The sequence below is a fragment of the Pseudomonas sp. KK18 genome (genome assembly GCF_037094675.1).
Classification (GTDB): domain Bacteria; phylum Pseudomonadota; class Gammaproteobacteria; order Pseudomonadales; family Pseudomonadaceae; genus Aquipseudomonas.
Window position 1 is genome coordinate 1,801,324 of sequence record NZ_CP146605.1, and the last position, 24,541, is coordinate 1,825,864.

18 protein-coding genes are annotated in these 24,541 nt (G+C 62.0%); 8 read left to right on the forward strand and 10 right to left on the reverse strand.

The window, feature by feature from the left end:
* Window positions 1-14: 14 nt before the first annotated feature.
* Together V6607_RS08120 and V6607_RS08125 are read right to left on the reverse strand one after the other, a co-directional pair.
* Window positions 15-3,485, reverse strand: a complete 3,471-nt coding sequence (locus tag V6607_RS08120; RefSeq protein WP_003214948.1) for a PAS domain-containing hybrid sensor histidine kinase/response regulator — start codon at window positions 3,483-3,485, stop codon at window positions 15-17.
* 120 nt (window positions 3,486-3,605) lie between these two features.
* A complete protein-coding gene (locus V6607_RS08125; protein ID WP_134325931.1) occupies window positions 3,606-4,352 on the reverse strand; it encodes a 3-oxoacyl-ACP reductase family protein in 747 nt (248 codons plus the stop codon).
* Window positions 4,353-4,466: 114 nt separating this feature from the next.
* Here V6607_RS08125 and V6607_RS08130 point away from each other — a divergent pair, with 114 nt between their 5' ends.
* Complete coding sequence (locus tag V6607_RS08130) at window positions 4,467-5,390, forward strand: LysR family transcriptional regulator (protein WP_102605104.1); 924 nt, start codon at window positions 4,467-4,469, stop codon at window positions 5,388-5,390.
* 118 nt (window positions 5,391-5,508) lie between these two features.
* On the opposite strand, the gene V6607_RS08135 is transcribed toward V6607_RS08130, so the two are convergent.
* The 3 genes from V6607_RS08135 to V6607_RS08145 form a co-directional block, all read right to left on the reverse strand.
* Window positions 5,509-6,237 (reverse strand): aspartate/glutamate racemase family protein, encoded by a 729-nt coding sequence (locus tag V6607_RS08135; RefSeq protein ID WP_003214954.1) that lies wholly within the window; start codon window positions 6,235-6,237, stop codon window positions 5,509-5,511.
* A gap of 13 nt (window positions 6,238-6,250) precedes the next feature.
* Window positions 6,251-7,780, reverse strand: coding sequence for an NCS1 family nucleobase:cation symporter-1 (locus V6607_RS08140; RefSeq protein ID WP_008432689.1), 1,530 nt, complete (start codon window positions 7,778-7,780; stop codon window positions 6,251-6,253).
* 352 nt (window positions 7,781-8,132) lie between these two features.
* A complete protein-coding gene (locus V6607_RS08145) occupies window positions 8,133-8,867 on the reverse strand; it encodes a phosphoadenylyl-sulfate reductase (protein ID WP_003214958.1) in 735 nt (244 codons plus the stop codon).
* A gap of 152 nt (window positions 8,868-9,019) precedes the next feature.
* On the opposite strand from V6607_RS08145, the gene thrH reads away from it, so the two are divergent.
* Window positions 9,020-9,637: a bifunctional phosphoserine phosphatase/homoserine phosphotransferase ThrH gene (gene thrH, locus V6607_RS08150; RefSeq protein WP_008432686.1), complete on the forward strand. Its 618-nt coding sequence runs from the start codon at window positions 9,020-9,022 to the stop codon at window positions 9,635-9,637.
* A 330-nt stretch (window positions 9,638-9,967) separates the two neighbouring features.
* On the opposite strand, the gene pabB is transcribed toward thrH, so the two are convergent.
* From pabB to V6607_RS08170, 4 genes are read right to left on the reverse strand one after another with little or no spacing between them, the layout of a single operon-like run.
* Window positions 9,968-11,308 carry an aminodeoxychorismate synthase component I gene (pabB, locus tag V6607_RS08155; protein WP_134325933.1) on the reverse strand — a complete coding sequence of 447 codons (1,341 nt, stop codon included), beginning with the start codon at window positions 11,306-11,308 and terminating at the stop codon, window positions 9,968-9,970.
* Between the two features lie 5 nt (window positions 11,309-11,313).
* Window positions 11,314-12,300: an alpha-L-glutamate ligase-like protein gene (locus V6607_RS08160; protein ID WP_003214969.1), complete on the reverse strand. Its 987-nt coding sequence runs from the start codon at window positions 12,298-12,300 to the stop codon at window positions 11,314-11,316.
* On the reverse strand, window positions 12,300-13,832 hold the full coding sequence (locus tag V6607_RS08165; protein WP_003214971.1) for an inactive transglutaminase family protein: 1,533 nt from the start codon (window positions 13,830-13,832) through the stop codon (window positions 12,300-12,302). The genes V6607_RS08160 and V6607_RS08165 overlap by 1 nt, the downstream gene beginning before the upstream one ends.
* A gap of 5 nt (window positions 13,833-13,837) precedes the next feature.
* Complete coding sequence (locus V6607_RS08170; RefSeq protein ID WP_023659091.1) at window positions 13,838-14,371, reverse strand: ATP-dependent zinc protease; 534 nt, start codon at window positions 14,369-14,371, stop codon at window positions 13,838-13,840.
* 272 nt (window positions 14,372-14,643) lie between these two features.
* Between V6607_RS08170 and V6607_RS08175 the strand changes: the two genes are divergently transcribed.
* The 6 genes from V6607_RS08175 to prpD all read left to right on the forward strand — a co-directional run bounded on the left by V6607_RS08175 (window position 14,644) and on the right by prpD (window position 23,095).
* Window positions 14,644-15,357, forward strand: a complete 714-nt coding sequence (locus V6607_RS08175; protein WP_008432676.1) for a GntR family transcriptional regulator — start codon at window positions 14,644-14,646, stop codon at window positions 15,355-15,357.
* The gene (gene prpB / locus V6607_RS08180) at window positions 15,354-16,247 is read left to right on the forward strand and encodes a methylisocitrate lyase (RefSeq protein WP_003214976.1); all 894 of its coding nucleotides are present in this window, start codon (window positions 15,354-15,356) and stop codon (window positions 16,245-16,247) included. Before V6607_RS08175 ends, prpB begins: the two co-directional genes overlap by 4 nt.
* A 40-nt stretch (window positions 16,248-16,287) precedes the next feature.
* Window positions 16,288-17,415, forward strand: coding sequence for a 2-methylcitrate synthase (gene prpC / locus V6607_RS08185; RefSeq protein ID WP_134325934.1), 1,128 nt, complete (start codon window positions 16,288-16,290; stop codon window positions 17,413-17,415).
* A gap of 201 nt (window positions 17,416-17,616) precedes the next feature.
* Window positions 17,617-20,211: a Fe/S-dependent 2-methylisocitrate dehydratase AcnD gene (acnD, locus tag V6607_RS08190; RefSeq protein WP_134325935.1), complete on the forward strand. Its 2,595-nt coding sequence runs from the start codon at window positions 17,617-17,619 to the stop codon at window positions 20,209-20,211.
* A gap of 42 nt (window positions 20,212-20,253) precedes the next feature.
* On the forward strand, window positions 20,254-21,444 hold the full coding sequence (gene prpF, locus V6607_RS08195; protein ID WP_134325936.1) for a 2-methylaconitate cis-trans isomerase PrpF: 1,191 nt from the start codon (window positions 20,254-20,256) through the stop codon (window positions 21,442-21,444).
* A 166-nt stretch (window positions 21,445-21,610) separates the two neighbouring features.
* Window positions 21,611-23,095 (forward strand): 2-methylcitrate dehydratase, encoded by a 1,485-nt coding sequence (gene prpD, locus V6607_RS08200; protein ID WP_134325937.1) that lies wholly within the window; start codon window positions 21,611-21,613, stop codon window positions 23,093-23,095.
* A 113-nt stretch (window positions 23,096-23,208) separates the two neighbouring features.
* On the opposite strand, the gene V6607_RS08205 is transcribed toward prpD, so the two are convergent.
* Entirely contained in the window at window positions 23,209-24,531 is a 1,323-nt protein-coding gene (locus V6607_RS08205) for a nitrate/sulfonate/bicarbonate ABC transporter ATP-binding protein (RefSeq protein ID WP_008432668.1), read from the reverse strand.
* Window positions 24,532-24,541: the final 10 nt, after the last annotated feature.

A 24,541-nucleotide genomic window follows, 5' to 3' on the forward strand; every position in this document is an offset into this window, starting at 1 on the left:
AGCTCCCACATGGGCTAAAGCGGCAGGTGCCGGCTCAACAAAGCCCGCAACGCCGCCGGCTTCACCGGCTTGGCCAGGTAATCCAACCCTGCCGCATGCACCTGGGCCACCATCTCCGGCCGCCCGTCGGCACTGATCACCACACCCGGAATCGGCTCTGCCAGTTGTGCCCGCAGCCAGCCCATCAACTCGGTGCCGGTCTCGCCGTGGTCGAGGTGGTAATCCACCAGGGCCAGTTGCGGCCGCACACCCTCGGCCAGCAACGCGGCACATTGCGCCTGGTCGCGGGCGGTCCAGACTTCACAGCCCCAGCGCGTGAGCAAACTGCGCATGCCGATCAGGATGCTTTCTTCGTTATCCACACACAGCACCTGTGCACCGCTCAACGGCTGGCCGCTTTCCTGCGCCGGCTTGGCAGGCGCGCTGACCTGAGTGCGCGCCAACGGCACACGCACGCTGAACACGCTGCCTTTGCCCGGCCATGAACGCACGCTCAAGCGGTGCCCGAGCACGCGGCACAGGCCATCGGCAATCGCCAGGCCCAGTCCCAGGCCTTTCTCGGCACGGGTCTGGTGACTGTCCAGGCGTTTGAATTCCTCGAAGATGACTTTTTGCTTGTCCTGGGGAATCCCGGGACCACGGTCCCATACTTCCAGGCACAACTCGCCGCGACGGCGCCGCACACCCAATAGCACCGGCCCGTCGGCATACCGGAACGCGTTGGTGAGGAAATTCTGCAACACCCGCCGCAGCAACTTGATGTCGCTGTCGACCCGCAAACGGCTGCCCCGCAGGCGGAAGCGCAAGCCCTGCTCCTGAGCCAGCGCCTTGAACTCGGCGCCCAGCGTATCGAACAGTTCATTGAGCACGAAGGGCTGGCGCTGCGGATTGATCTTGCCGTTTTCCAGGCGCGAAATATCCAGCAGGTCGCTGATCAGGTCTTCCGCCGAACGCAACGAGCTGTCCAGATGCTGCACCAACTGCCGGGCATCCGGCGACATGCCGTCGTTCTGGTGGGAGAGGGCGGCAGAGAACAGCCTTGCGGCGTTCAACGGTTGCATCAAGTCGTGACTGACCGCTGCGAGGAACCGGGTTTTCGACTGGCTGGCGGTCTCGGCCACGCCCTTGGCATCGGTCAGCGCGACGTTGAGTTGCGACAGTTCGTGGGTTCGCTCGGTCACCCGCTGTTCCAGGCCTTCATTGGCCTCGGTCAACGCCTGCTCGGCTTCGCGGAACGCGGTGATGTCGGTGAAGCTCATCACAAACCCGCCACCCGGCATCGGGTTGCCGATCAGCTCGATCACCCGGCCATTGGGAAACAGCCGCTCGGAGGTATGCGCACGGCCCTGACGCATCCAGTGCAGGCGGCGCGCCACGTGCACTTCGGCCTCGCCCGGGCCGCACAGCCCGCGCTCGGCGTTGTAGCGAATGATGTCGGCTATCGGCCGGCCCACACTGATCAGGCCTTCGGGGTAATTGAACAGCTCCAGGTACCGCCGGTTCCACGCCACCAGCCGCAGGGACTGGTCGACCACGCTGATGCCCTGGGTGATGTTTTCGATGGCGCCTTGCAGCAATGCCCGGTTGAACTGCAGCACTTCCGACGCCTCGTCGGCGATGCGTACTACGTCCTCCAACTGCATTTCCCTGCCTTCAATGGCGGCTTTCACCACTGCGCGGGTCGATGAAGCCCCGAGCACACCGGCCAACAGGCGTTCGGTGTGGGCAATCCAGTCATTGTCAGCGTTCTGGTTGGGGTTAAACCCTTTGCCTTGGCGATAGGCGAAGCGCACAAAACTCTGGTGAGCCCGTTCTTCACCGACAAACCGCGCTGCGAGGCTGAGCAAATCATTGATCTGCACCGAAAGCATTGAGCGGGCGCTGGCTCGCTGGCTGATTTCCTGGCCAATAAAACGCCCGGCCTGCCAATGCTCCGACACCCGCGTACGCGACAGCATTGAGACCCACACAAACAGTGTGAAGTTACCCGCCAGGGAAAATACGGTGCCCAGCGTCAGAGAAGTTACAGACAAGCCCAGCGGATGCGAATGCAGCCACGTCATGCCCGGGAAAAGGCTGAACGACCAGCCCAGGCTTTTCGCGGTGACCGGCAGGACCAAGGTGTAGAACCACAGGAACGTACCCGCCGCCAATCCGGCAAACACGCCGCGCCGGTTGGCCTGTTTCCAGTACAGCGCACCCAGCATCGCCGGTGCCAGCTGGGTCACGGCGGCGAACGCAATCTGGCCAATGGTTGCAAGGCTGGCGGAGGACCCCAGCAGCCGGTAACTGACGTAAGCCAGCAGCAGGATGATGACAATGCTCACCCGGCGTACCGACAGCATCCAGTGACGGAACACTTCGAACGGCCGCTCGGCACTGGAACGGCGCAGCAGCCAGGGCAGCAACATGTCGTTGGAGACCATGGTCGACAGGGCGATGCTCGCGACGATCACCATGCCCGTAGCCGCCGAAGCGCCGCCGATAAACGCCAGCACCGCGAGCGCCGGGTGGGCTTCGGCCAACGGCAGGCTGATCACGTAGGAATCCGGCAATACCGAACCCGGCAGCAGCATCTTCCCGCCGAGGGCAATCGGGATCACAAACAGGGCGGCCAGGATCAGATAGGCCGGGAATACCCACTTGGCCAGGCGCAGGTCCTGGGGGTCGATATTTTCCACCACGGTGACATGGAATTGCCGGGGCAGGCAGATGATCGCCATCATGGCGACGCCGGTCTGCACCACCATCGAGGGCCAGTTGACGGTCTCTTTCCAGTATTCCTCCAGCCGTGGCGCGAGCATCGCCTGGCTGAACAAATCGTCGAAACCGTCGTACAGGCCGTAGGTCACAAACGCACCGACGGCGAGAAACGCGAACAGCTTGACCAACGATTCAAAGGCAATCGCCAGCACCATGCCGCGGTGGTGTTCCGTGGCGTCCAGGTTGCGGGTACCGAACACAATGGTGAACAACGCCAATACCAGCGACACGATCAGCGCCGTGTCCTGGGAGCGGGTGCCCGTGGTGTCGGCGCTGGCGCCGATCAGCAGGTTCACCCCCAGCACGATGCCTTTGAGTTGCAAGGCTATATAAGGCAGGACGCCCACCAGACAGATCAGCGCCACCACTACCGCCAGGGATTGGGATTTGCCGTAACGGGCGGCGATAAAGTCGGCGATGGAGGTGATGTTTTCCTGCTTGCTGATCAGCACCATCTTCTGCAGGACCCACGGCGCGAGCACCAACAGCAGCACCGGTCCCAGATAGATCGGTAAAAACGCCCACAACTGTTCGGCCGCCTGGCCTACGGCACCAAAGAATGTCCAGCTGGTGCAATACACCGCCAGCGACAGGCTATACACCCAGGCACGCATCCGCGGCGGCAGCGGCGCATGGCGACGGTCACCGTAAAAGGCGATGGCAAACATAATGGCCATATAGGCCAGGGCAACGGCGGCGATCAGCCCGCTGGACAGCGTCATGAGAACTCCAGACATAAGAACGCCCGGGCATTCCCGGCCCGGGCGAACAGTCTCGCATGATGCTTGGCGTTAGTCAGTGTCGACCAAGGTCGGAGCGTGGTGTGATGTCGCAGCGTTGGTTCAGGCGCCGAAACCACCGTCGATGGTCAGGCTGGCGCCGGTGATGTAGCCGGCCTCAGGGCCTGCCAGATAGGCGACGAAACTGGCGATCTCTTCTACATGGCCATAACGGCCCACGGCCATGAAGCCGATCAGGCTTTCGGCGAAATCACCGCTTGCCGGGTTCATGTCGGTGTCCACCGGGCCTGGCTGTACGTTATTGATGGTGATGCCCCGTGGGCCCAGGTCGCGGGCCAGGCCTTTGGTCAGGCCGACCAGCGCCGATTTGCTCATGGCGTACGGGCCGCCACCGGCAAACGGCATGCGATCGGCATTGGTGCTGCCGATGTTGATGATGCGGCCACCTTCGCCCATGTGCCGCGCGGCTTCCTGGGTGGCGACAAATACGCTGCGTACGTTGATGGCGAGGGTGCGGTCGAAGTCTTCCAGCTTGAAATCTTCCAGCGGGCCGACGGCCAGCACGCCTGCGTTGTTGACCAGGATATCCAGGCGCCCGAACGCTTCGACGGTGGCGTTGACGGCGCTGCGGATGGCGTCTGCGTCGGCGCTGTCGGCATGAATCGCCAGGGCTTTGCCGCCTTGGCTGATCACGCTGTTCTGCAACTCTACAGCCTTGGCAGCCGAACTGACGTAGGTAAAGGCGACGGCAGCGCCCTGTGCGGCCAGGCGCTTGACGATGGCGGCGCCGATACCGCGGGAACCGCCCTGGATCAAGGCGACTTTGCCGCTGAGGTTCTGTGTGGTCATGTCGATCTCCAAAAGGTGTGTTGAGGTTGGAGTCGAGTATCGACCTCACCCGGCGCGCCCGGTAGACCGTGATTGCTATAGTCTGTGTAAACCAAAAGTTTAGAGTGGGGCGATATGGAAAGCTTTGGCAGTATCGAATGCTTCGTGCGCAGCGCCGAAGGCGGCAGTTTTGCCGAGGCTGCCCGGCACCTGAGCCTGACCCCGGCGGCCGTGGGCAAAAGTGTGGCCAAGCTGGAGGCGCGCCTGGGTGTAAGGCTGTTCCAGCGCAGTACCCGGCGCCTGACGCTGACTGAGGCCGGCAAGCTCTTCCTCGAAGAAGTCAGCGGCAGCCTCACCACCATTCAAAACGCCGTGGCTAACCTGGCCAGTGCCGAAGGGCGGCCAGTGGGCACGCTGAAAGTGAGCATGGGCACGGTGTTCGGCAACCGTTATGTGGTGCCGTTGCTGGGGGAGTTTCTAAAGCGCTTTCCTGATATCAACCCCGACTGGCATTTCGATAACCGCCAGGTGGACCTGATCGGCCAGGGTTTCGATGCCGCGATCGGCGGTGGTTTTGAGCTGCCCCAGGGCGTGGTCGCGCGCAAGCTGGCGCCGGCTCACCGGATCCTGCTGGCCTCACCGGAATACCTCGCCAAACGCAAGCCGGTGGTCGCGCCCGAGGACTTGTCTGTGTGCAACGGCATCCTGATCCGCTCACCGCAAACCGGGCGCGTGCGTTCGTGGCAACTCACCCACCGCACCCGCGAACAACGCCCGCTGGTGCTCAAGCCGCGCATGACCATGAGCGACTCGGGCGCTGCCTGCTGCGCCAGCGCCCAGGGCCTGGGGATTGCGCTGGTCAGCATGCCGATGGCGGTGCCGTATCTGGACAGCGGCCAACTGGTGCGAGTGCTGCCCGACTGGTACGTCGACGACGGCAACATCTCGCTGTACTACGCCGAACACAAGCTGCTGCCCGGCAAGACCCGGGCGTTTGTGGATTTCATCCTGGAGCAGTTTGTCGAACGCGAGTTGGGGCGGCGGTTCAGCGCCATTTGATCCTTGTGGGGATCAAAGTGTGGGAGCGGGCTTGCTCGCGAAGGCGGTGTGACAGTCACCACATGCATCGACTGATCCACCGCTTTCGCGAGCAAGTCCGCTCCCACATTTTGGATCTTCAATGTCCGAACTTTCCGGGCCAGCCGATCACTTTCTTCGGCCTCGGCGTCGCATACGTGCGGATCTTCGAGGTCGACAGTCCCAACCGCACCAGGCCTTCGGCAATCGTGACCGCCGAGGTCACACCGTCCACCACCGGCACACCCGTGCGGTAGCGAATCTGCTCATCCAGCCCGGCCATGCCGCCGCAGCCCAGGCAGATCACTTCGGCCTTGTCTTCGCTGATCGCCAATTCAGCCTGGCGCACGATGGCCTCCATGGCCCGCAGCGGGTCTTCCTCCAGTTCCAATACCGCCATGCCGCTGGCCCGTACCGACGCGCACCGCTGATATAAGCCGGCCAGTTTCAGCCGGTCCTCGATCAGCGGCACGGTGCGGTCCAGAGTCGTCACCACGGAGTAGGCATGTCCGAGGAACATCGCGGTGCTGGCGGCCGCTTCGGTGATGTCCACCACCGGCACGTTGAGCAACTCCTGCAAGCCTTCGCGGCCATGTTCGCCGTAGCCGGCCTGGATTACCGCATCGAACGGCTGGTCGTAAGCCATCACCCGGTCCATCACCGCGATGGCCGCCAGGTAGCTTTCGAAATTGCCTTCCACCGATTCGGCACCGAAAAACGGAGTCAGGCCGACGATCTCGGTGCCGGGGGACGCCACCGCCCGTGCCTGTTTGGCGATGGCCTCGGTGATGGACTCGGTGGTGTTGACGTTGACCACAAGGATGCGCATGGAATGTCCTTACTTAATGACTGACGTTATCGACTGCAATGCTTTCGCCGCTCACATCGGCGTAGTACGGCTGGCGCTTGGCGAACAGCAGGTACAGCAGCCCTGCAATACCGGCGCCAATCAGCCAGGAGAAGGGCGAGACGAGGGCGAAACCGGGCAGCAGGGCGAGGAGAATGGCGATCACCGCCGCAGGAATAAACGCCGCCACCGCCCGCAAATTGATCCCGCGGCTGTAGTAATAAGCGCCATTCGGGTCTTCGCTATACAACTGCGGCACGTCCACCTGGCTTTTACGGATCAACCAGTAGTCGACCATGATCACGCCGTACAACGGCCCCAGCAGAGCGCCCAGCCCCGAGAGGAAATACACGATCACCAGCGGGCTGTTGTAGAGGTTCCACGGCAGGATCAACACCGCCACGGTGGCGCTGATCAGCCCGGCGCGGCGGAAGTTCAGGTACTTGGGCGCCAGGTTGCTCAGCACAAAGGCGGGTGCGACGAAGTTGGCCATGATGTTCACCGCCACGGTCACAATCAGGAACGCTAGGCAGCCCAGCACCAGGAAGAATGTGTTGGGTATCGCCGCAATGATTTCCGTAGGGCTCTCGATCACCCGGCCATTGAGGTGGAACTGCCCGCCGCACAGCAGCACGGTGATGGCCGCGAACACCAGGATATTCACCGGCAGGCCCCAGAAGTTGCCGACCTTGATGGTCTTGCGGCACGGCGAGGAGCGGGCGAAGTCGCAGAAATTCAGGATCAGCGTGCCGTAGATCGCCAGCCACAGCGCGCCGCCGGCAAAGATATTGCGCCACATCTCACCACCGGTCAGCGGCTCGCGGATCGACCAGGCGATCTGGCCGCCGGCCTGGAAATACATCCAGCCGGCCAGGGACGCTACTGTCAGCAGAATCACCGGCCCGGCGAAGGCTTCATAGCGGCGCACCATCTCCATCCCATAGGCGAGGATGGCGAGCTGCACAAACCAGATCGCCACAAAACACGCCCAGCCCAGGGTGGACAGGCCGAGGATCGAGTTGTGGTCGTAGTCGGCAAAACCTGGGTGAACCGCCGTCAACAGCACGCGGAAAACCACCGAGGCCAGGTAGGTCTGTATCCCGAACCAGGCAATCGCGATCACCGCACGAATCAGTGCCGGGATCTGCGCACCATGGATGCCAAAACTGATACGGCTGATCACTGGAAACGGTACGCCGGTCTTCTGCCCCATATAGCCCGACAGGTTCATGAAGAAGTACACCAGCGCCGCGCCGATCCCCAGGGACAGCAGAATCTGCCAGCCACCCAGGCCCAGCGCATACAGGCCGATGGCGAAGGAGTAGTTGGCGATGTTGTGCACATCGTTGGTCCACAAGGCAAAGATGCTGTAGCGGCCCCAGCGCCGGCCTTCGGCCTTGGTAGGCGCCAGGTCCTTGTTGTGCAGGCGCGGGCTGAGGACCAACGGGCCGGGGCTCGTGGCCTCGGGGTTCAGGGTGGAGGAGGGCAGATCCAGTGCGATGTTATTGGAGAGACTTGTACGCATTCCGGCAGGCTCCTGGACATCAGCAGGAGAGCGGCTGATGTCAAAGTGTATGTATCTTTTTTATTAATTGTATACAAAGTGTGTTTTGCCTTAAGCCACATGCGTGCCAGATTTTCGCCGGATGAAATACACGGCGATTTGGTTTTTAGCGTGATTGGAAATAACCGGCTGAATTTAAAGCGATATAAATTGACCGTTTGAACAGCTATTTATTTTGTAGCGCAGAGAGGGGCGGGGATTTTAGAAGAGGTGTGACGAGGGAGGATGTAACTTTTCGGTGCAGGATCTTATAAATGCACACAAAAATGGCACCGATGGTGACATTTCTGTGTACAGGATTCTGGCTCAGGCGTTACGCCTTGCTGATGATGTTCCCGGCGTGCAACCCGCATTCTTTTTGGGTTGCTTCTTCCCACCACCAACGGCCTTCGCGTTCGTGCTGGTTCGGCAGTACCGGACGGGTGCACGGCTCACAGCCGATGCTGATAAAACCGCGCTCGTGCAGGCTGTTGTACGGCAACTCCAGCATGCGGATGTAACCCCATACTTCCTCACTGGTCATCTGCGCCAGCGGGTTGAACTTGTACAGGGTGCGTTCCGGGGTGGAAAAAGCCGTATCGATTTCCAGCGCGGCCACCTGGCTGCGGGTGCCGGGGCTCTGGTCGCGGCGCTGGCCGGTGGCCCAGGCGCTCACACCGGACAGCTTGCGGCGCAGCGGTTCGATCTTGCGCACGCCACAGCACTCGCCATGGCCGTCCTTGTAGAAACTGAACAGGCCCTTTTCCTTGACGAAGGGTTCCAGCTTGCTCTGGTCCGGCGAGATCAGTTCGATGTCGATCTTGTAGAACTCACGCACCTGCTCGATAAACCGGTAGGTCTCCGGGTGCAGGCGACCGGTGTCGAGGCTGAACACCTTGACGTTCTTGTTCAGCTTCCAGGCCATGTCTACCAGCACCACGTCCTCGGCACCGCTGAAAGAGATCCACAGGTCGTCGCCAAACTGGCTGAAGGCCAGCTTGAGAATGTCCTGGGCGGATTTGTTGGCGTAAGTCGCGGCGAGTTCAGCGACGTCGAAGGCTTGGTTCATCAGGACGGTTCCTACAGGTCAGTGGCGCTGAGCGCTCTATAGGGGGGCGATGGTAACAAAATCCCGCCTGCGTTGCGGCGGCCAGCGTGAATCGCTAGAGTTCGGCAGTCCTTTTGCTCGCTCAACTCAATAACTTTAAATGGGAGTGTCTTGTGGAAATTGCCTGTCTCGACCTGGAAGGGGTGCTGGTTCCGGAAATCTGGATCGCCTTCGCCGAAAAAACCGGTATTGAATCCTTGCGGGCCACCACCCGGGACATCCCCGACTACGACGTGCTGATGAAACAGCGCCTGCGCATTCTTGATGAGCATGGGCTGAAGCTCTCGGACATCCAGGAAGTGATCGCCACCCTCAAGCCGCTGGACGGCGCCATCGAGTTCGTCAATTGGCTGCGCGAGCGCTTCCAGGTGGTGATCCTGTCTGACACCTTCTATGAGTTCTCCCAGCCGCTGATGCGCCAACTGGGTTTCCCGACCTTGCTGTGCCACCGGTTGATCACCGACGAGAGTGACCGGGTGGTGAGCTACCAGCTGCGTCAGAAAGATCCCAAGCGTCAGTCGGTGCTGGCCTTCAAGACCCTGTACTACCGCGTGATTGCCGCTGGTGATTCCTACAACGACACCACCATGCTGGGTGAGGCCGACCGTGGGATTCTGTTCCACGCGCCGGAGAACGTGATTCGCGAGTTCCCGCAGTTCCCGGCGGTGCATACGTTTGAGGATTTGAAGAAGGAGTTCATCAAGGCGTCGAATCGTTCGTTGAGCCTGTAAGTTCTTTGGCGTGGCTGACGCCTTCATCGCAGGCAAGCCAGCTCCCACATGTTGACCGCGCTCCCCTGTGGGAGCCGGGCTTGCTCGCGATGGGGCCGGAGTGGCCACTGCACAGCCTAGACCCCTGCCAGCAAACTCTCATAAGGAATGCGCAATCTCGGAAATCTTTCCTGACAAGTAGGCAGTCGTTTCATGTGATCCTTCACAGACGGCTGGTGGACGGTTGAAACCGGACGCTATCCTCCGGCTTCGACCCCGTCTACTTCGGTACTGATTCAGGTCTTTTCTGCTGCGTGGCTCTACGTCAGCGAGCCAGGAAGGGGCTGGGTGCTACAGGCTTTCCAAGGTTTGTAACAACACCCGCACCTTGGTCATCGACTCCTGATACTCCGCCTGCCACTCCGAGTCCGCGACAATCCCGCCGCCGCCCCAGCAGCACACCTGACCATCCTTGACCAACAGGCTGCGAATGGCGATGGAGCTGTCCATCTCGCCGCGCACGTCCAGATACACCAGCGAACCGCAATACAACCCGCGCCGGGTCGGCTCCAGCTCGTCGATGATCTGCATCGCGCGAATCTTCGGTGCGCCGGTGATGGAGCCGCCGGGGAAGCTGCCGGCGATCAGGTCGAGGGCGTCTTTATCGTCCGCCAGCTCACCGGTGACGCTGCTCACCAGATGATGCACGTTGGGATAGCTTTCCAGGCTGAACAACTCCGGCACTTTCACCGAGCCGGTACGGCAGGTGCGGCCCAGGTCGTTGCGCAGCAGGTCGACGATCATCAGGTTTTCGGCACGATCCTTGGGGCTGGCCAGCAATTCAGCGGCGTTGGCTGCATCTTCCTCAGGCGTCGCACCCCTTGGCCGGGTGCCCTTGATCGGGCGGGTTTCCACCTGGCGCTGGCTGATTTTGACGAAGCGCTCCGGCGATAAACTCAATACCGCGCCATCATCCGGCAAGCTTTGGAACCCGGAAAACGGCGTCGGGCAGGCTTCGCGCAAGGCGCAGTAGGCCACCCACGGATCGCCACTGCACGGGGCACGGAAACGTTGGGCAAAGTTGACCTGGTAGCAGTCACCGGCCTGGATGTAGTCCTGGATACGGGCGAGGGCGTGCTGGTAGGTGTCGGCTGTCACGTCCGGGGCCATTGGGCCTTGCAGCTTGAAGGTGGCCGATGCGCTGATGGTCGGCTGACCGAACAAGGTAATCAGGCGTTGCCGTTCGCTTTCCGCCAGTTTGGGGTGGAACACCAGTTGGCTGGTCTGCGCCTGGTGATCGCTGATCAAGGCCCAGGCGTACAGGCCGAAGCGTGCATCCGGCAGGTGCAGGTCGTCCACCGCCAGGTGCGGCAGGTGCTCAAGATGACGACCGAAGTCGTAGCTCAGGTAGCCGATGAGGCCGCCGGCAAACGGCAGCTCGTAGGGCGCGGGGATCGTGGCTTCACCCAGCAACGTCAGGTTTTCCCGCAGGCGCTGCAGGAAATCACTGCCGCTTTCGTCGGGCAGTACCGCCAGGGTCGTCTCGGGCCAGGCGCTCAGCAGGTCATAACGGCCGCGCTCGGCCGCCGGTCGGCCACTGTCCAGCAGCACCGCGCCGGGCGCACGGCGGATTGCTGCAAAGTATTCGGCAGGGTTGGCCCGGTAGGGCAGCGGGTGTACGGAGCAGGTCACTGGGTTTATCCCTCGACCGCCGGAATATGCCCAAACATTTCCTGCACAAACTTAACCCGTTCCTCCGGTGTTTCCGTTACTCCCGCCGCCTTCAGCTCTTCCAGTCGAGCCTCCACGGCATGGGTGCGCAAGGTCAGGCCGCAGTCGTTGGCAATCTGGATGTTCAGCCCCGGGCGAGCGTTAAGTTCCAGGATCAACGGACCCTTTTCCTGGTCCAGCACCATATCCACGCCGATATAGCCCAGGCCGCACAGCTCGTAGCAGCCGGCGGCGAGCTTCATGAACCCGTCCCAGTTGGGCAGTTGCACGCCGTCCACCGCATTGGTGGTGTCGGGGTGCTTGGTGATGATGTTGTTCAGCCAGGTGCCGCGCAGGGTCAGGCCGGTGGCGAGGTCGACACCCACGCCAATCGCGCCCTGGTGCAGGTTGGCCTTGCCGCCGGACTGGCGGGTGGGCAAGCGCAGCATGGCCATCACCGGGTAGCCCATCAGCACAATGATGCGGATGTCCGGTACGCCTTCGTAGCTGATGCTCTTGAAGATCTGGTCGGGCACCACCCGGTATTCGATCAGCGCGCGGTCACGGTGGCCGCCGAGGGAATACAGGCCGGTGAGGATGCTGGAAATCTGATGCTCGATTTCTTCATGGCTGATGATCTTGCCGGAGACGGTCCGGTAGCGCCCTTCAAAACGGTCGGCGATCACCAGGATACCGTCACCACCGGCGCCCTGGGCCGGCTTGATCACGAAGTCGCTGCGCCCGCCGATGATCTCGTCGAGCTTGTCGATTTCCTTCTCGGTGGAAATGACCCCGTACATTTCCGGCACGTGGATGCCGGCGGCCATGGCCCGTTCCTTGGTGATGATCTTGTCATCGACGATCGGATACAGGCTGCGCTTGTTGTACTTGAGCACGTAGTCGGCATTTCGCCGGTTGATGCCCATGATCCCCCGCGCTTCCAGGGCCTTCCAGGTCTTCCAGAAGCCGAACATTACGAGTCAGCCTTGAGGAAGGCCTTGAAACGCACCAGTTCGGTCAGGCGGTAGCCGCGATAACGACCCATGGCCAGCATGAAGCCCACCAGGATCAACAGGATCGCCGGGAAGGTGAACACGAAGTAGATCAGTTCCGGCACGCTCATGATGATGTGCGCCAGGGACGCGGCGAACAGCGTGCCGATCGCGACTTTCATCGCATGGCCGCCACCGCGTTCTTCCCAGGTGATCGACAGGCGTTCGATGGTCATGGTCAGGATCACCATCGGGAACAGTGCCACCGACAACCCGCGCTCCAGGCCGAGCTTGTGGCTGAACAGACTGATGGCGGCGATCAGCACCACCACGAAGGTCAGCACCACCGAGAGCCTCGGCAGCATCTGCAGCTTCAAGTGTTCCAGGTAAGACCGAAGCGACAGCCCCAGCGCCGTAATAATGGTGAACAGCACAATCCCGAAGCCCAGCTGTGTCTCGCGGAACGCCAGGGCAATCAGCACCGGGGTAAACGTGCCAAGGGTCTGCAGGCCGATCAGGTTGCGCAGGATCAGGATCACCAGCACGCCAATCGGGATCATCACCATGATCATGAAGGTCTGCTGGGTTTGCAGCGGCAGGCCGTACAGCGAGTACTCGAGGAAGTTGGCGTCGGTGTTTTCGTCCGTCAGCTTGGCCAGGCGAATCGCGTTCATTTCGCTGTTGTTGAGGCTGAAGGTCACCATGGCCTTCTTGCCGCCGTCGACGGTGATCAGGTTTTCATCACCGGTCCACCACAGCAGGCGGTCGGCCGGCAGGCCTTGCTCGCCGGTGTCGGGGTTGAAGTACAGCCAGTCGTTGCCATTGAAACTGCGCAGCCAGAGTTCCGGGGTTTGCGGCTGGTCGGCCACCAGGCGGATGGTGTGGACCTTTTCCACCGGCACATGGGCGATGGACAGCAGCAACTCGACGATCTTGGCCTTGTGCGGCGTCGACGGGTCGCCCGCCAGCAGCAGCTTCACGTTGTCGTCGTTGAGGTTGTTGGTGCGCTTGATGGCTTCGCTGATAAAGGTCTCGACGTCGGCCGAGTGCTGGCGGATCGGCGCCAGCAGGGCTTCGGCGGCGATTTTTTCCGGGCCTTCGACGGCGATGCTGTCGCGGAAGGTCGGGCCCTTGACCTTGACCTTTTCACCGCTGTAACGCTTGGTCAGCACCAGGCGGTAGTAGAGGGTCTGGTTGCCCTTGGCCCGGCGTGCCGACCAGGTGACCTTGCGGTTGCCGTCGAGGCGATTGACGCTGACGCCGTAGTTATTCGAGATAAAGCTTTCATTCAGGCTGACGAAGTCGCGGCTCAGGGGCGGCACGAACATCTGGATTTTCACCGGGTCCTTGGCGCTGGCGACGAACTCGACCTTGGCGTCGATGTTCCACAGGTCGTCGGTGGCGTCCTCGGTGACGGGAATCCCCAGCACGAAAATCTGATAGGCGGTGACCGAAATGCCCAAGACCACCAAAACGGCGATCAGGATTTTCAGGTGCAGATTAAGAGAGCGCATTCAAATTACTCAGCGGTATGAGCGTCGGAGGCGCAGGCAGGTTTGCCCGCCGCGTATTTAAGACTGGGGTCGACCAGCGCATCAAAGCGTTTCAGCGCTTCGGAGCCGATCAGCAGCGGGTATTGGAAGGCGCTGCGGTCAGTCAAGTTCACTTCGATACTGCGTAAAGCGGTGCCCATGCAGATGTCCAGGGCGATGACTGGACGGGCGGTGTAGTTCTTGTCTTCATCGGGGTCGTAGTCACCGGCGCGGCGCTTGATCTTGCTCACGCGGGCCAGGGGGCGCTCGATGGGGTGGGAGTGTGCGGTGTCGATGGCCAGGTAGAAGCGCACCCAGGACTCGCCGTTGCGCTTGAAGCGCTTGATGTCGCGGGCGCTCAAGGACGCGGTCTTGGCGCCGGTGTCGAGCTTGGCGGCCACTTCCAGGTCAATGCCGGCCAACTTGGCGTATTCATTGAGTCCATAAACGGTCTTCTCGGCAGCAACGCCAAGGCCCGGGATAAACAGTAGAAGCAAAAGGGGGAAGGGCTTGAGTCTCATAAATCCTGACGCGGTGCAGTGCGATGTTCAATTCAAGGCGACTGGCATTGCTGCGCAAGCTCCCTCGTGCGCCTTTTCATCCAGGGATGTGAGGCAAAAGTGGCCGGCATTCTAACATGAAGGTTTTCTGGCGCCAGCGCTGGCAGCCGGCCATGCCCCGATAGAGTGCAAGGCGGGTTATTAGACGATTGTCGACAATGTGTATTTATTCTTTGACTATCCGGGGCTGATTGGCTAGTTTTTGCGGCATTGCTTTTAAAGGTGTCGACAATATGCTGGATCAACTGGAAACCCCAGTGATGGCCCAAGACGATTCCCAGACCATGTCCGAGAACGTCTTCCGGCGTATCCAGGCCGCCATCGTCAAGGGCGAAATCGCCCCCGGCAGCAAGATCTCCGAGCCGGAACTGGCGCGCACCTATGGCATCAGCCGTGGCCCGCTGCGCGAGGCGATTCATCGCCTGGAAGGCCAGCGCCTGCTGGTGCGCATCCCCCATGTGGGCGCGCGAGTGGTCTCGTTGAGCCATGAGGAACTGATCGAACTCTACGAAATCCGCGAATCCCTGGAAGGCATGGCCTGCCGTCTGGCCGCCGAGCGCATGACCGACGCCGAGATCGAAGAGCTGCGCCAGGTGTTGCACACCCACGAGCGCGATGCGGCCTTCCAGGCCGGTGTCGGCTACTACCAGCAGGAAGGCGACTTCGATTTTCATTACCGGATAATTCAAGGCGCCGGTAATCGCACCCTGACCCAAATGTTGTGCGGCGAGCTGTATCAGTTGGTGCGCATGTACCGCATCCAGTTCTCCGCCACCCCCAATCGTCCACGCCAGGCCTTTGCCGAGCATCACCGCATTCTTGACGCGATTGCCGATCGCGACGGTGAACTGGCCGAGTTGTTGATGCGCCGGCATATCGGTGCCTCCAAACGCAACATTGCCCGTCACTTCCCGGACGGCGCTCCCCAATCACGAGGTGAGTCATGAGTTCCAATAACAACACCACTCCAGGCCAGCGTTTCCGTGACGCGGTTGCCAGCGAGCACCCGTTGCAGGTAGTCGGCGCGATCAACGCCAACCATGCGCTGCTGGCCAAGCGCGCCGGCTTCAAGGCGATCTACCTGTCGGGTGGCGGGGTGGCTGCCGGCTCCCTCGGTGTGCCGGACCTGGGCATCACCGGCCTGGATGACGTGCTGACGGACGTGCGCCGCATCACCGACGTGTGCGACCTGCCGCTGCTGGTGGACGTGGACACCGGTTTCGGCTCCTCCGCGTTCAACGTGGCGCGCACCGTCAAGTCGATGATCAAGTTCGGCGCGGCGGCGATCCATATCGAAGACCAGGTGGGCGCCAAGCGTTGCGGCCATCGCCCGAACAAAGAAATCGTGTCCCAGCAGGAAATGGTCGACCGCATCAAGGCTGCGGTGGATGCGCGTACCGATGACAGCTTCGTGATCATGGCCCGCACCGACGCACTGGCCGTGGAAGGTTTGGAATCCGCCCTGGAACGTGCGGCCGCCTGCATCGAGGCCGGTGCCGACATGGTGTTCCCGGAAGCCATCACTGAGCTTGAGATGTACAAGCTGTTCGCCTCCCGGGTGAAAGCGCCGATCCTGGCCAACATCACCGAATTCGGTGCGACACCTCTCTATACCGTCGATCAACTGAAATCTGCGGATGTTTCCATCGTCCTGTACCCGCTCTCGGCCTTCCGCGCCATGAACAAGGCGGCCGAGAACGTCTACACCGCGATCCGTCGCGACGGCACCCAGCAGAACGTGATCGACACCATGCAAACCCGCATGGAGCTTTATGATCGCATCGACTACCACACCTTCGAGCAGAAGCTCGACGCGCTGTTCGCCGCCAAGAAGTAACGCGAGCGCCTCACTAATAACTACAAGATTGGAGATAACCATGGCCGAAGCAAAAGTACTCAGTGGAGCTGGCCTGCGTGGCCAGGTTGCCGGGCAAACCGCACTGTCCACCGTGGGCCAGGCCGGTGCCGGCTTGACCTATCGCGGCTACGACGTGCGCGAACTCGCCGCCGATGCCCAGTTTGAAGAAGTCGCTTACCTGCTGCTCTACGGCGAACTGCCGACCAAAGCCGAACTGGCCGCCTACACCGCCAAGCTCGGCAAACTGCGCGACCTGCCCCAGGCGCTGAAAGAAGTGCTGGAACGCATCCCCGCCGACGCGCACCCGATGGACGTGATGCGCACCGGTTGCTCGTTCCTGGGCAATATCGAGCCGGAGAAAGACTTCTCCGTGCAGCGCGACGTGACCGACCGCCTGCTGGCCGCGTTCCCGGCGATCATGTGCTACTGGTACCGCTTCAGCCACGACGGCCAGCGCATCAACTGCGTGACCGACGAGCCGAGCATCGGCGGGCACTTCCTGCACCTGCTGCACGACAAGAAGCCCAGCGACTTGCACGTCAAGGTGATGAACGTGTCGCTGATTCTCTACGCCGAGCACGAATTCAACGCCTCGACCTTCACCGCCCGCGTGTGTGCGTCGACCCTGTCGGACCTGTATTCCTGCGTCACCGCCGCCATCGGCTCCCTGCGTGGCCCGTTGCACGGTGGTGCCAACGAAGCGGCGATGGAGATGATCGAGCGTTTCTCTTCTGCCCAGGAAGCGGTGGAAGGCACCCTCGGCATGCTGGCGCGCAAGGACAAGATCATGGGCTTTGGCCACGCGATCTATAAAGACAGCGACCCGCGTAACGAGGTGATCAAGGGTTGGTCGAAAAAACTCGCGGACGAAGTGGGCGACACCGTGTTGTTCCCGGTTTCCGAAGCCATCGACAAGACCATGTGGGAGCAGAAGAAACTGTTCCCCAACGCCGACTTCTACCATGCCTCGGCGTACCACTTCATGGGCATCCCGACCAAGCTGTTCACCCCGATTTTCGTCTGCTCGCGGCTTACAGGGTGGGCCGCGCATGTATTTGAACAGCGTGCCAACAACCGCATCATCCGTCCGAGCGCCGAGTACATCGGCGTTGAGCAGCGCAAGTTCGTGCCAATCGAACGTCGCTGAGTGGAGAAACCGCTGATCTTGGGGTGAAACCGGATCAAAAATGTGGGAGCGGGCTTGCTCGCGAAGGCGGTGTGACAGTCGCCATGTGTGTTACATGACACACCGCTTTCGCGAGCAAGCCCGCTCCCACATTTTGATCGCATTCCACCTTGGATCAGCAACGGTTCTTCCTTTTGCAACTACCGTGACCGAGTCCTGACGATGAACACTGAACACCGCAAACCGCTCCCCGGCAGCCGCCTCGATTTCTTTGATGCCCGCGCGGCGGTCGATGCAATCACCCCCGGCGCCTACGCCACACTGCCGTACACCTCCCGCGTGCTCGCGGAAAACCTGGTGCGTCGCTGTGACCCCGCAACCCTCAATGCCTCCTTGAGCCAACTGATCGAACGCAAGCGCGATCTCGATTTCCCATGGTTCCCGGCCCGCGTGGTATGCCACGACATCCTCGGCCAGACCGCCCTGGTGGACCTTGCCGGCCTGCGCGACGCCATCGCCCTGCAAGGCGGTGACCCGGCCCAGGTCAACCCGGTGGTGCCGACCCAACTGATCGTCGACCACTCCCTGGCCGTCGAAGCCGGTGGTTTTGACCCGCAGGCGTTCGAGAAAAACCGCGCCATCGAAGACCGTCGCAACGAAGACCGTTTCCACTTTATCGAGTGGACCAAAAAGGCCTTCAAGAACGTCGACGTGATCCCGCCGGGCAACGGCATCATGCACCAGATCAACCTGGAGAAAATGTCTCCGGTGATCCAGGTACGTGACGGCGTGGCCTTCCCGGATACCTGCGTCGGCACCGACAGCCACACGCCTCACGTTGATGCCTTAGGCGTAATCGCCATCGGCGTTGGCGGCCTTGAAGCAGAGAGCGTGATGCTCGGCCGCGCCTCGTGGATGCGCCTGCCGGAAAGTGTTGGCGTGGAGCTGACGGGCAAGCTGCAACCGGGCATCACCGCCACCGACATGGTGCTGGCGCTGACCGAGTTCCTGCGCAAGCAGAAGGTCGTCGGTGCGTGGCTGGAGTTCTTCGGTGAAGGCGCCTCGGCGCTGACCCTGGGCGACCGCGCCACCATCTCCAACATGGCCCCGGAATATGGCGCCACGGCGGCGATGTTCTACATCGACCAACAGACCATCGCCTACCTGAAACTCACCGGTCGTGAAGACGAGCAAGTCACCCTGGTGGAGCAATACGCTCGCCACACCGGCCTGTGGGCGGACGACCTCAAGGGCGCGCAATACGAGCGTGGCCTGAGCTTCGATTTGTCCTCGGTGGTGCGCAACATGGCCGGCCCGAGCAACCCCCACGCCCGCGTCGCCACCAGCGACCTGGCGGCCAAGGGCATCTCCGGCCAGTGGGATGACGTGCCGGGGCAAATGCCCGACGGCGCGGTGATCATCGCGGCCATCACCAGTTGCACCAACACCAGCAACCCGCGCAACGTGATTGCCGCCGGCCTGCTGGCACGCAATGCCAACAAGCTCGGCCTGGCCCGCAAGCCGTGGGTCAAGTCGTCCCTGGCACCGGGTTCGAAAACCGTCGCGATGTACCTCGACGAAGCCGGGCTGACCACCGAACTGGAGCAACTCGGTTTTGGTGTCGTGGCGTTCGCCTGCACCACCTGCAACGGCATGTCCGGCGCACTCGACCCGGTGATCCAGCAAGAGATCATCGACCGCGACCTGTACGCCACCGCCGTGCTTTCGGGTAACCGCAACTTCGACGGCCGTATCCACCCGTACGCCAAGCAAGCGTTCCTCGCGTCGCCGCCGCTGGTGGTGGCCTATGCGATTGCCGGCACCATCCGTTTCGACATCGAAAAAGACGTGCTGGGCCTGGACGCCAACGGCAAGGAAATCCGCCTCAAGGACATCTGGCCAAGCGACGAAGAAATCGACGCGGTGGTCAAGGCGTCGGTCAAGCCGGAGCAGTTTCGCCAGGTGTACATCCCGATGTTCGCGATCCACGAAGACACCGGCCCGAAGGTCACGCCGCTGTACGACTGGCGCCCGCAGAGCACCTACATCCGTCGCCCGCCGTACTGGGAAGGTGCCCTGGCCGGTGCACGTCCGCTCAAGGGCATGCGCCCGCTGGCGGTGCTGCCGGACAACATCACCACCGATCACCTGTCGCCGTCCAACGCGATCATGCCGGGCAGCGCCGCCGGTGAATACCTGGCGAAAATGGGCCTGCCGGAAGTCGACTTCAACTCTTACGCGACCCATCGTGGCGACCACTTGACCGCGCAGCGCGCCACCTTCGCCAACCCGAAACTGTTCAATGAAATGGTGGTTGAAGACGGCAAGGTCAAACAGGGTTCGCTGGCGCGCCTGGAGCCGGAAGGCAAGGTCACGCGCATGTGGGAAGCCATCGAAACCTACATGGAGCGCAAGCAGCCGCTGATCATCATTGCCGGCGCCGACTACGGCCAGGGTTCGTCCCGGGACTGGGCGGCCAAGGGCGTACGCCTGGCCGGTGTTGAAGCGATTGCCGCCGAAGGTTTCGAGCGCATCCACCGCACCAACCTGGTGGGCATGGGCGTGCTGCCGCTGGAGTTCCTGCCGGGCACCGACCGCAAGACCCTGAAGATCGACGGCACTGAAACCTACGACGTGATCGGCGAACGCACCCCGCGTGCGCAACTGACGTTGCTGATCAACCGCAAGAACGGCGAGCGTGTCGAGGTGCCGGTGACCTGCCGCCTGGACACGGCTGAAGAAGTGTCGATCTACGAGGCGGGCGGCGTGTTGCAACGTTTTGCCCAGGACTTCCTGGAATCGGCTGTTACTGCCTGATAACTGCGGCCGGGGTCAACGCCCCGGCCCATGAGGACCACCATGGCACACGTACCGCAGATCAAGATTCCCGCCACCTACATGCGTGGCGGCACCAGTAAAGGCGTGTTTTTCAGCCTCAAGGATTTGCCCGAGTCGGCCCAGGTGCCGGGCGCGGCGCGGGATGCGTTGTTGTTGCGGGTGATCGGCAGCCCCGACCCGTATGACAAGCAAATCGACGGCATGGGCGGCGCGACTTCCAGCACCAGCAAAACCGTGATCCTGTCCAAAAGCACCCGCGCCGATCACGACGTGGACTACCTGTTCGGCCAGGTGTCCATCGACAAACCGTTCGTGGACTGGAGCGGCAACTGCGGCAACCTGTCGGCGGCGGTGGGTTCGTTCGCCATCAGCGCCGGCCTGGTAGATGCCGCGCGCATTCCGCACAACGGCGTGGCCGTGGTGCGGGTGTGGCAGGCGAATATCGCCAAGACCATCATCGCTCACGTACCGATCACCGACGGCGCGGTGCAGGAAACCGGCGACTTCGAACTCGACGGCGTGACCTTCCCGGCCGCCGAGGTGCAGCTGGAATTCATGGACCCGGCGGCGGAAGAAGAGGGCGGCGGTGGCTCGATGTTCCCTACCGGCAACCTGGTGGATGACCTGGAAGTGCCGGGTGTCGGCACGTTCAAGGCGACCCTGATCAATGCCGGGATCCCCACCATCTTCATCAACGCCCAGGACCTGGGCTACACCGGCACCGAGTTGCAGGGTGCGATCAATGGCAACCCCAAGGCCCTGGCGATGTTTGAAACCATCCGCGCCCATGGTGCGCTGCGCATGGGCTTGATCAAACACCTGGACGAAGCGGCCCAGCGTCAGCACACGCCGAAGGTGGCGTTTGTGGCGCGGCCTGCGGACTACGTGGCGTCCAGCGGCAAGGCGATCAAGGCGGGTGATGTCGACCTGCTGGTGCGGGCGCTGTCCATGGGCAAGTTGCACCACGCGATGATGGGCACGGCGGCGGTGGCGATTGGCACGGCGGCGGCGATTTCCGGCACGCTGGTGAATTTGGCGGCGGGCGGCGTGGAGCGCAATGCGGTGCGGTTCGGGCATCCCTCCGGGACGTTGCGCGTAGGCGCCGAGGCCAGCCAGGTCGACGGTGAATGGGTCGTGAAAAAAGCCATCATGAGCCGCAGTGCGCGAGTGTTGATGGAAGGGTTCGTACGCGTCCCCGGCGACTCTTTCTAACCGATCATTCCCACGCTTTGCGTGGGAATGCATCCCGTGACGCTCTGCGTCACCCTTGCGCCGTACGGGACGCGAAGCGTCCAAGGCGGCGTTCCCACGCAGAGCGTGGGAACGAACACCCTGACCCTGAGGATGGACCACACCTAACCCACTTTGGAGTACTGCCATGAGCGCCAACGTCGACCAGAACAACCGCCCCGACTACGACCAGGTCCTGCAGGACATCGCCGACTACGTACTGAGTTTCAGGATCGAATCCCGCGATGCCCTCGACACCGCCCGCAACTGCCTGATGGACACCCTCGGTTGCGGCCTGCTGGCCCTGCGTTTCCCGGAGTGCACCAAGCACCTGGGGCCGATCGTCGAAGGCACGGTGGTGCCGTTCGGCGCACGGGTGCCGGGCACCTCGTTCCGCCTGGACCCGGTCAAGGCCGCATGGGACATCGGCTGCATCGTGCGCTGGCTCGACTACAACGACACCTGGCTTGCCGCCGAATGGGGTCACCCTTCCGATAACCTCGGTGGCATCCTCGCGGTCGCCGACCATCTCTCGCAAAAACGCCTGGCCAACGGCGAAGCACCGCTGACCGTGCGGGCAGTGCTTGAGGCGATGATCATGGCCCACGAAATCCAGGGCGTGATTGCCCTGGAAAACTCCTTCAACCGCGTCGGCCTTGACCACGTGCTGCTGGTGAAAGTCGCCTCCACCGCCGTCACCGCCAAGCTGATGGGCGCCAACCGTGAGCAACTGCTGTCGGCCCTGTCCCAGGCGTTTGTCGATGGCCAGGCATTGCGTACTTATCGTCATGCGCCGAACGCCGGTTCGCGCAAGTCGTGGGCGGCGGGGGATGCGTCGAGTCGCGGGGTGCGCCTGGCGGATATCGCCATGCGCGGCGAGATGGGCATTCCCGGTGTGTTGAGCGCGCCGCAGTGGGGCTTCTATGACGTGCTGTTCAGCCACACCAACAAGGACCTGGCGCTCAAGCCCGAAGACAAGCGCGCCTTCAGCCTGTCGCAGCCCTACGGCACGTATGTGATGGAGAACGTACTGTTCAAGATCAGCTTCCCCGCCGAGTTCCACGCACAAACCGCCTGCGAGGCAGCAGTCACCCTGCACCCACAGGTGAAGCACCGCCTGCATGAGATCGACAAGATTGTGATCACCACCCACGAATCGGCGATCCGGATCATCTCCAAGGTCGGGCAGTTGGCCAACGCGGCGGACCGCGACCATTGCCTCCAGTACATGACCGCCGTACCGCTGGCGTTTGGCAACCTGGTGGCCGAGCAATACGAAGATGAATTCCACGCGGCCCATCCGATCATCGATGAGCTGCGCGAAAAGATGGTCATCGTCGAGGAGCCGCGCTACAGCCGCGAATACCTGGAGGCCGACAAGCGCTCCATCGCCAATGCGGTGCAGGTGTTCTTCAAGGATGGTTCCAGCACCGAACAGGTGGCCGTGGAATACCCGATTGGCCACCGTCGCCGTCGGGTGGATGGCATTCCGTTGCTGGAAGACAAGTTCAAGGCCAACCTGGCGACCCGGTTTACCGCGCAGCGCAGTGCCGAGATTTTTGCGCTGTGCAAGGATCAGGCACGGCTTGAGGCCACTGCGGTAAACCGGTTTGTCGACCTGTTCGTCATATGAAGAACACCACTGATCAAATGTGGGAGCGGGCTTGCTCGCGAATGCGGTGGATCAGCCATATATGCATTGGCTGACACTCCGCATTCGCGAGCAAGCCCGCTCCCACATTAAACCTACATGCTGCCTTCCACATCATCCAGGCTGAACGTCTCGGTATGGTCGTCATAGGAGAAAATCTCCGCATACCGCCCCCAGGCCACCACGCTTTCCAGGGTTTTCTCCACAAAGGCTTCCGTCATCGAGTCTTCCAGCTCCTGCTCGAAGCGCACCCGTGGCGCCCGGTGGCCGCTGCGCTCAAGCAACACCTGGTGAATGCGCGCGGCCAATGGCACGTGGCGGATCAAGTGTTCGGCGAACAGGGTTTTACGCTCCTGGGTGCCGTAGTCGGCGAACAGTTTGCCGGCATCGGTCAGGGTGATATCGGCACCCTTGAGTTCGGCGAAGCCCAAATGCTCAAGCATCTCCGCCACCGGGAACAGATCGTCGACTTCCAGCAAACGCCGTTCAGCCACGGTCGGCAGGCCGGCGTGGCCATTGTAGGGCTCGGCGGCCAGGGTTTCGATCAGGCCAGCCATCAGGTTGGTGGAGACTTCCGGCAACAGGCTGCCCATTTTCAGCTCAGGCAAACCTCTGCTCGCGTCGGCGCTGCGGCGGTCGGTCATCAGGGCGTAGATGTCGTCGACCATTTGCCGGAAGGTCGGGTCCAGGCGGTTGCGCGGGTGGGCAAACGGCACCTTGATCTCGGCCACCACCCGGCCAGGGTTGGACGACAGCACCAGGATGCGGTCGCACATCAGCACCGCTTCTTCGATGTTGTGGGTCACGATCAGGATCGACTTGATCGGCAGCTGCTTGCCGCTCCACAGATCCAGCAGGTCGGTGCGCAGGGTTTCGGCGGTGAGTACGTCCAGCGCCGAGAACGGTTCGTCCATCAGCAGCAGGGTCGGGTTGACCACCAGCCCGCGGGCGAAACCTACGCGTTGGCGCATGCCGCCGGACAGTTCGCGCGGGTAGGCGTTTTCAAAACCGTCCAGGCCGATCAGGTCGATGGCCGCAAGGGCGCGCCTGCGGGATTCCTTGCGCTCGACCTGCAAGGCTTGCAGGCCGGCCTCGACGTTTTCCAGCACGGTCAGCCACGGGAACAGCGCGAAGGTCTGGAACACCATGGCCACGCCTTCGGCCGGGCCGGTGAGTGGCGCGCCGTTGTAGCGTACTTCGCCCGACGACGGCTGAATCAGCCCGGCGATGATGCGCAGCAAGGTCGACTTGCCCGAGCCGGACCGGCCGAGCATGCCGACAATCTCGCCTTCGTGCAGGCTCAAGTTCACGCCGCTGAGGACTTGCAGCTCGTCTTTACCTTTTCCGAACACCCGGTTCACGTTTTTCAACGAGTAGATTTCCGGAGTGTCGGCGGCATGCTCGGTATAGGTAGTCATCACAGCGAGT

What these genes read in the sequence shown, in the direction of transcription:
- V6607_RS08160 (WP_003214969.1), bottom strand. Translation starts at nt 12,300, where the DNA reads ATGTTCGGCTTCTGGAAGACCTGGAAGGCCCTGGAAGCGCGGGGGATC.
- V6607_RS08130 (WP_102605104.1), top strand. Translation starts at nt 4,467, where the DNA reads ATGGAAAGCTTTGGCAGTATCGAATGCTTCGTGCGCAGCGCCGAAGGC.
- V6607_RS08170 (WP_023659091.1), bottom strand. Translation starts at nt 14,371, where the DNA reads ATGAGACTCAAGCCCTTCCCCCTTTTGCTTCTACTGTTTATCCCGGGC.
- prpF (WP_134325936.1), top strand. Translation starts at nt 20,254, where the DNA reads ATGGCACACGTACCGCAGATCAAGATTCCCGCCACCTACATGCGTGGC.
- acnD (WP_134325935.1), top strand. Translation starts at nt 17,617, where the DNA reads ATGAACACTGAACACCGCAAACCGCTCCCCGGCAGCCGCCTCGATTTC.
- V6607_RS08125 (WP_134325931.1), bottom strand. Translation starts at nt 4,352, where the DNA reads ATGACCACACAGAACCTCAGCGGCAAAGTCGCCTTGATCCAGGGCGGT.
- V6607_RS08140 (WP_008432689.1), bottom strand. Translation starts at nt 7,780, where the DNA reads ATGCGTACAAGTCTCTCCAATAACATCGCACTGGATCTGCCCTCCTCC.
- prpC (WP_134325934.1), top strand. Translation starts at nt 16,288, where the DNA reads ATGGCCGAAGCAAAAGTACTCAGTGGAGCTGGCCTGCGTGGCCAGGTT.
- V6607_RS08165 (WP_003214971.1), bottom strand. Translation starts at nt 13,832, where the DNA reads ATGCGCTCTCTTAATCTGCACCTGAAAATCCTGATCGCCGTTTTGGTG.
- prpD (WP_134325937.1), top strand. Translation starts at nt 21,611, where the DNA reads ATGAGCGCCAACGTCGACCAGAACAACCGCCCCGACTACGACCAGGTC.
- prpB (WP_003214976.1), top strand. Translation starts at nt 15,354, where the DNA reads ATGAGTTCCAATAACAACACCACTCCAGGCCAGCGTTTCCGTGACGCG.
- V6607_RS08175 (WP_008432676.1), top strand. Translation starts at nt 14,644, where the DNA reads ATGCTGGATCAACTGGAAACCCCAGTGATGGCCCAAGACGATTCCCAG.
- V6607_RS08135 (WP_003214954.1), bottom strand. Translation starts at nt 6,237, where the DNA reads ATGCGCATCCTTGTGGTCAACGTCAACACCACCGAGTCCATCACCGAG.
- V6607_RS08120 (WP_003214948.1), bottom strand. Translation starts at nt 3,485, where the DNA reads ATGACGCTGTCCAGCGGGCTGATCGCCGCCGTTGCCCTGGCCTATATG.
- V6607_RS08205 (WP_008432668.1), bottom strand. Translation starts at nt 24,531, where the DNA reads ATGACTACCTATACCGAGCATGCCGCCGACACTCCGGAAATCTACTCG.
- V6607_RS08145 (WP_003214958.1), bottom strand. Translation starts at nt 8,867, where the DNA reads ATGAACCAAGCCTTCGACGTCGCTGAACTCGCCGCGACTTACGCCAAC.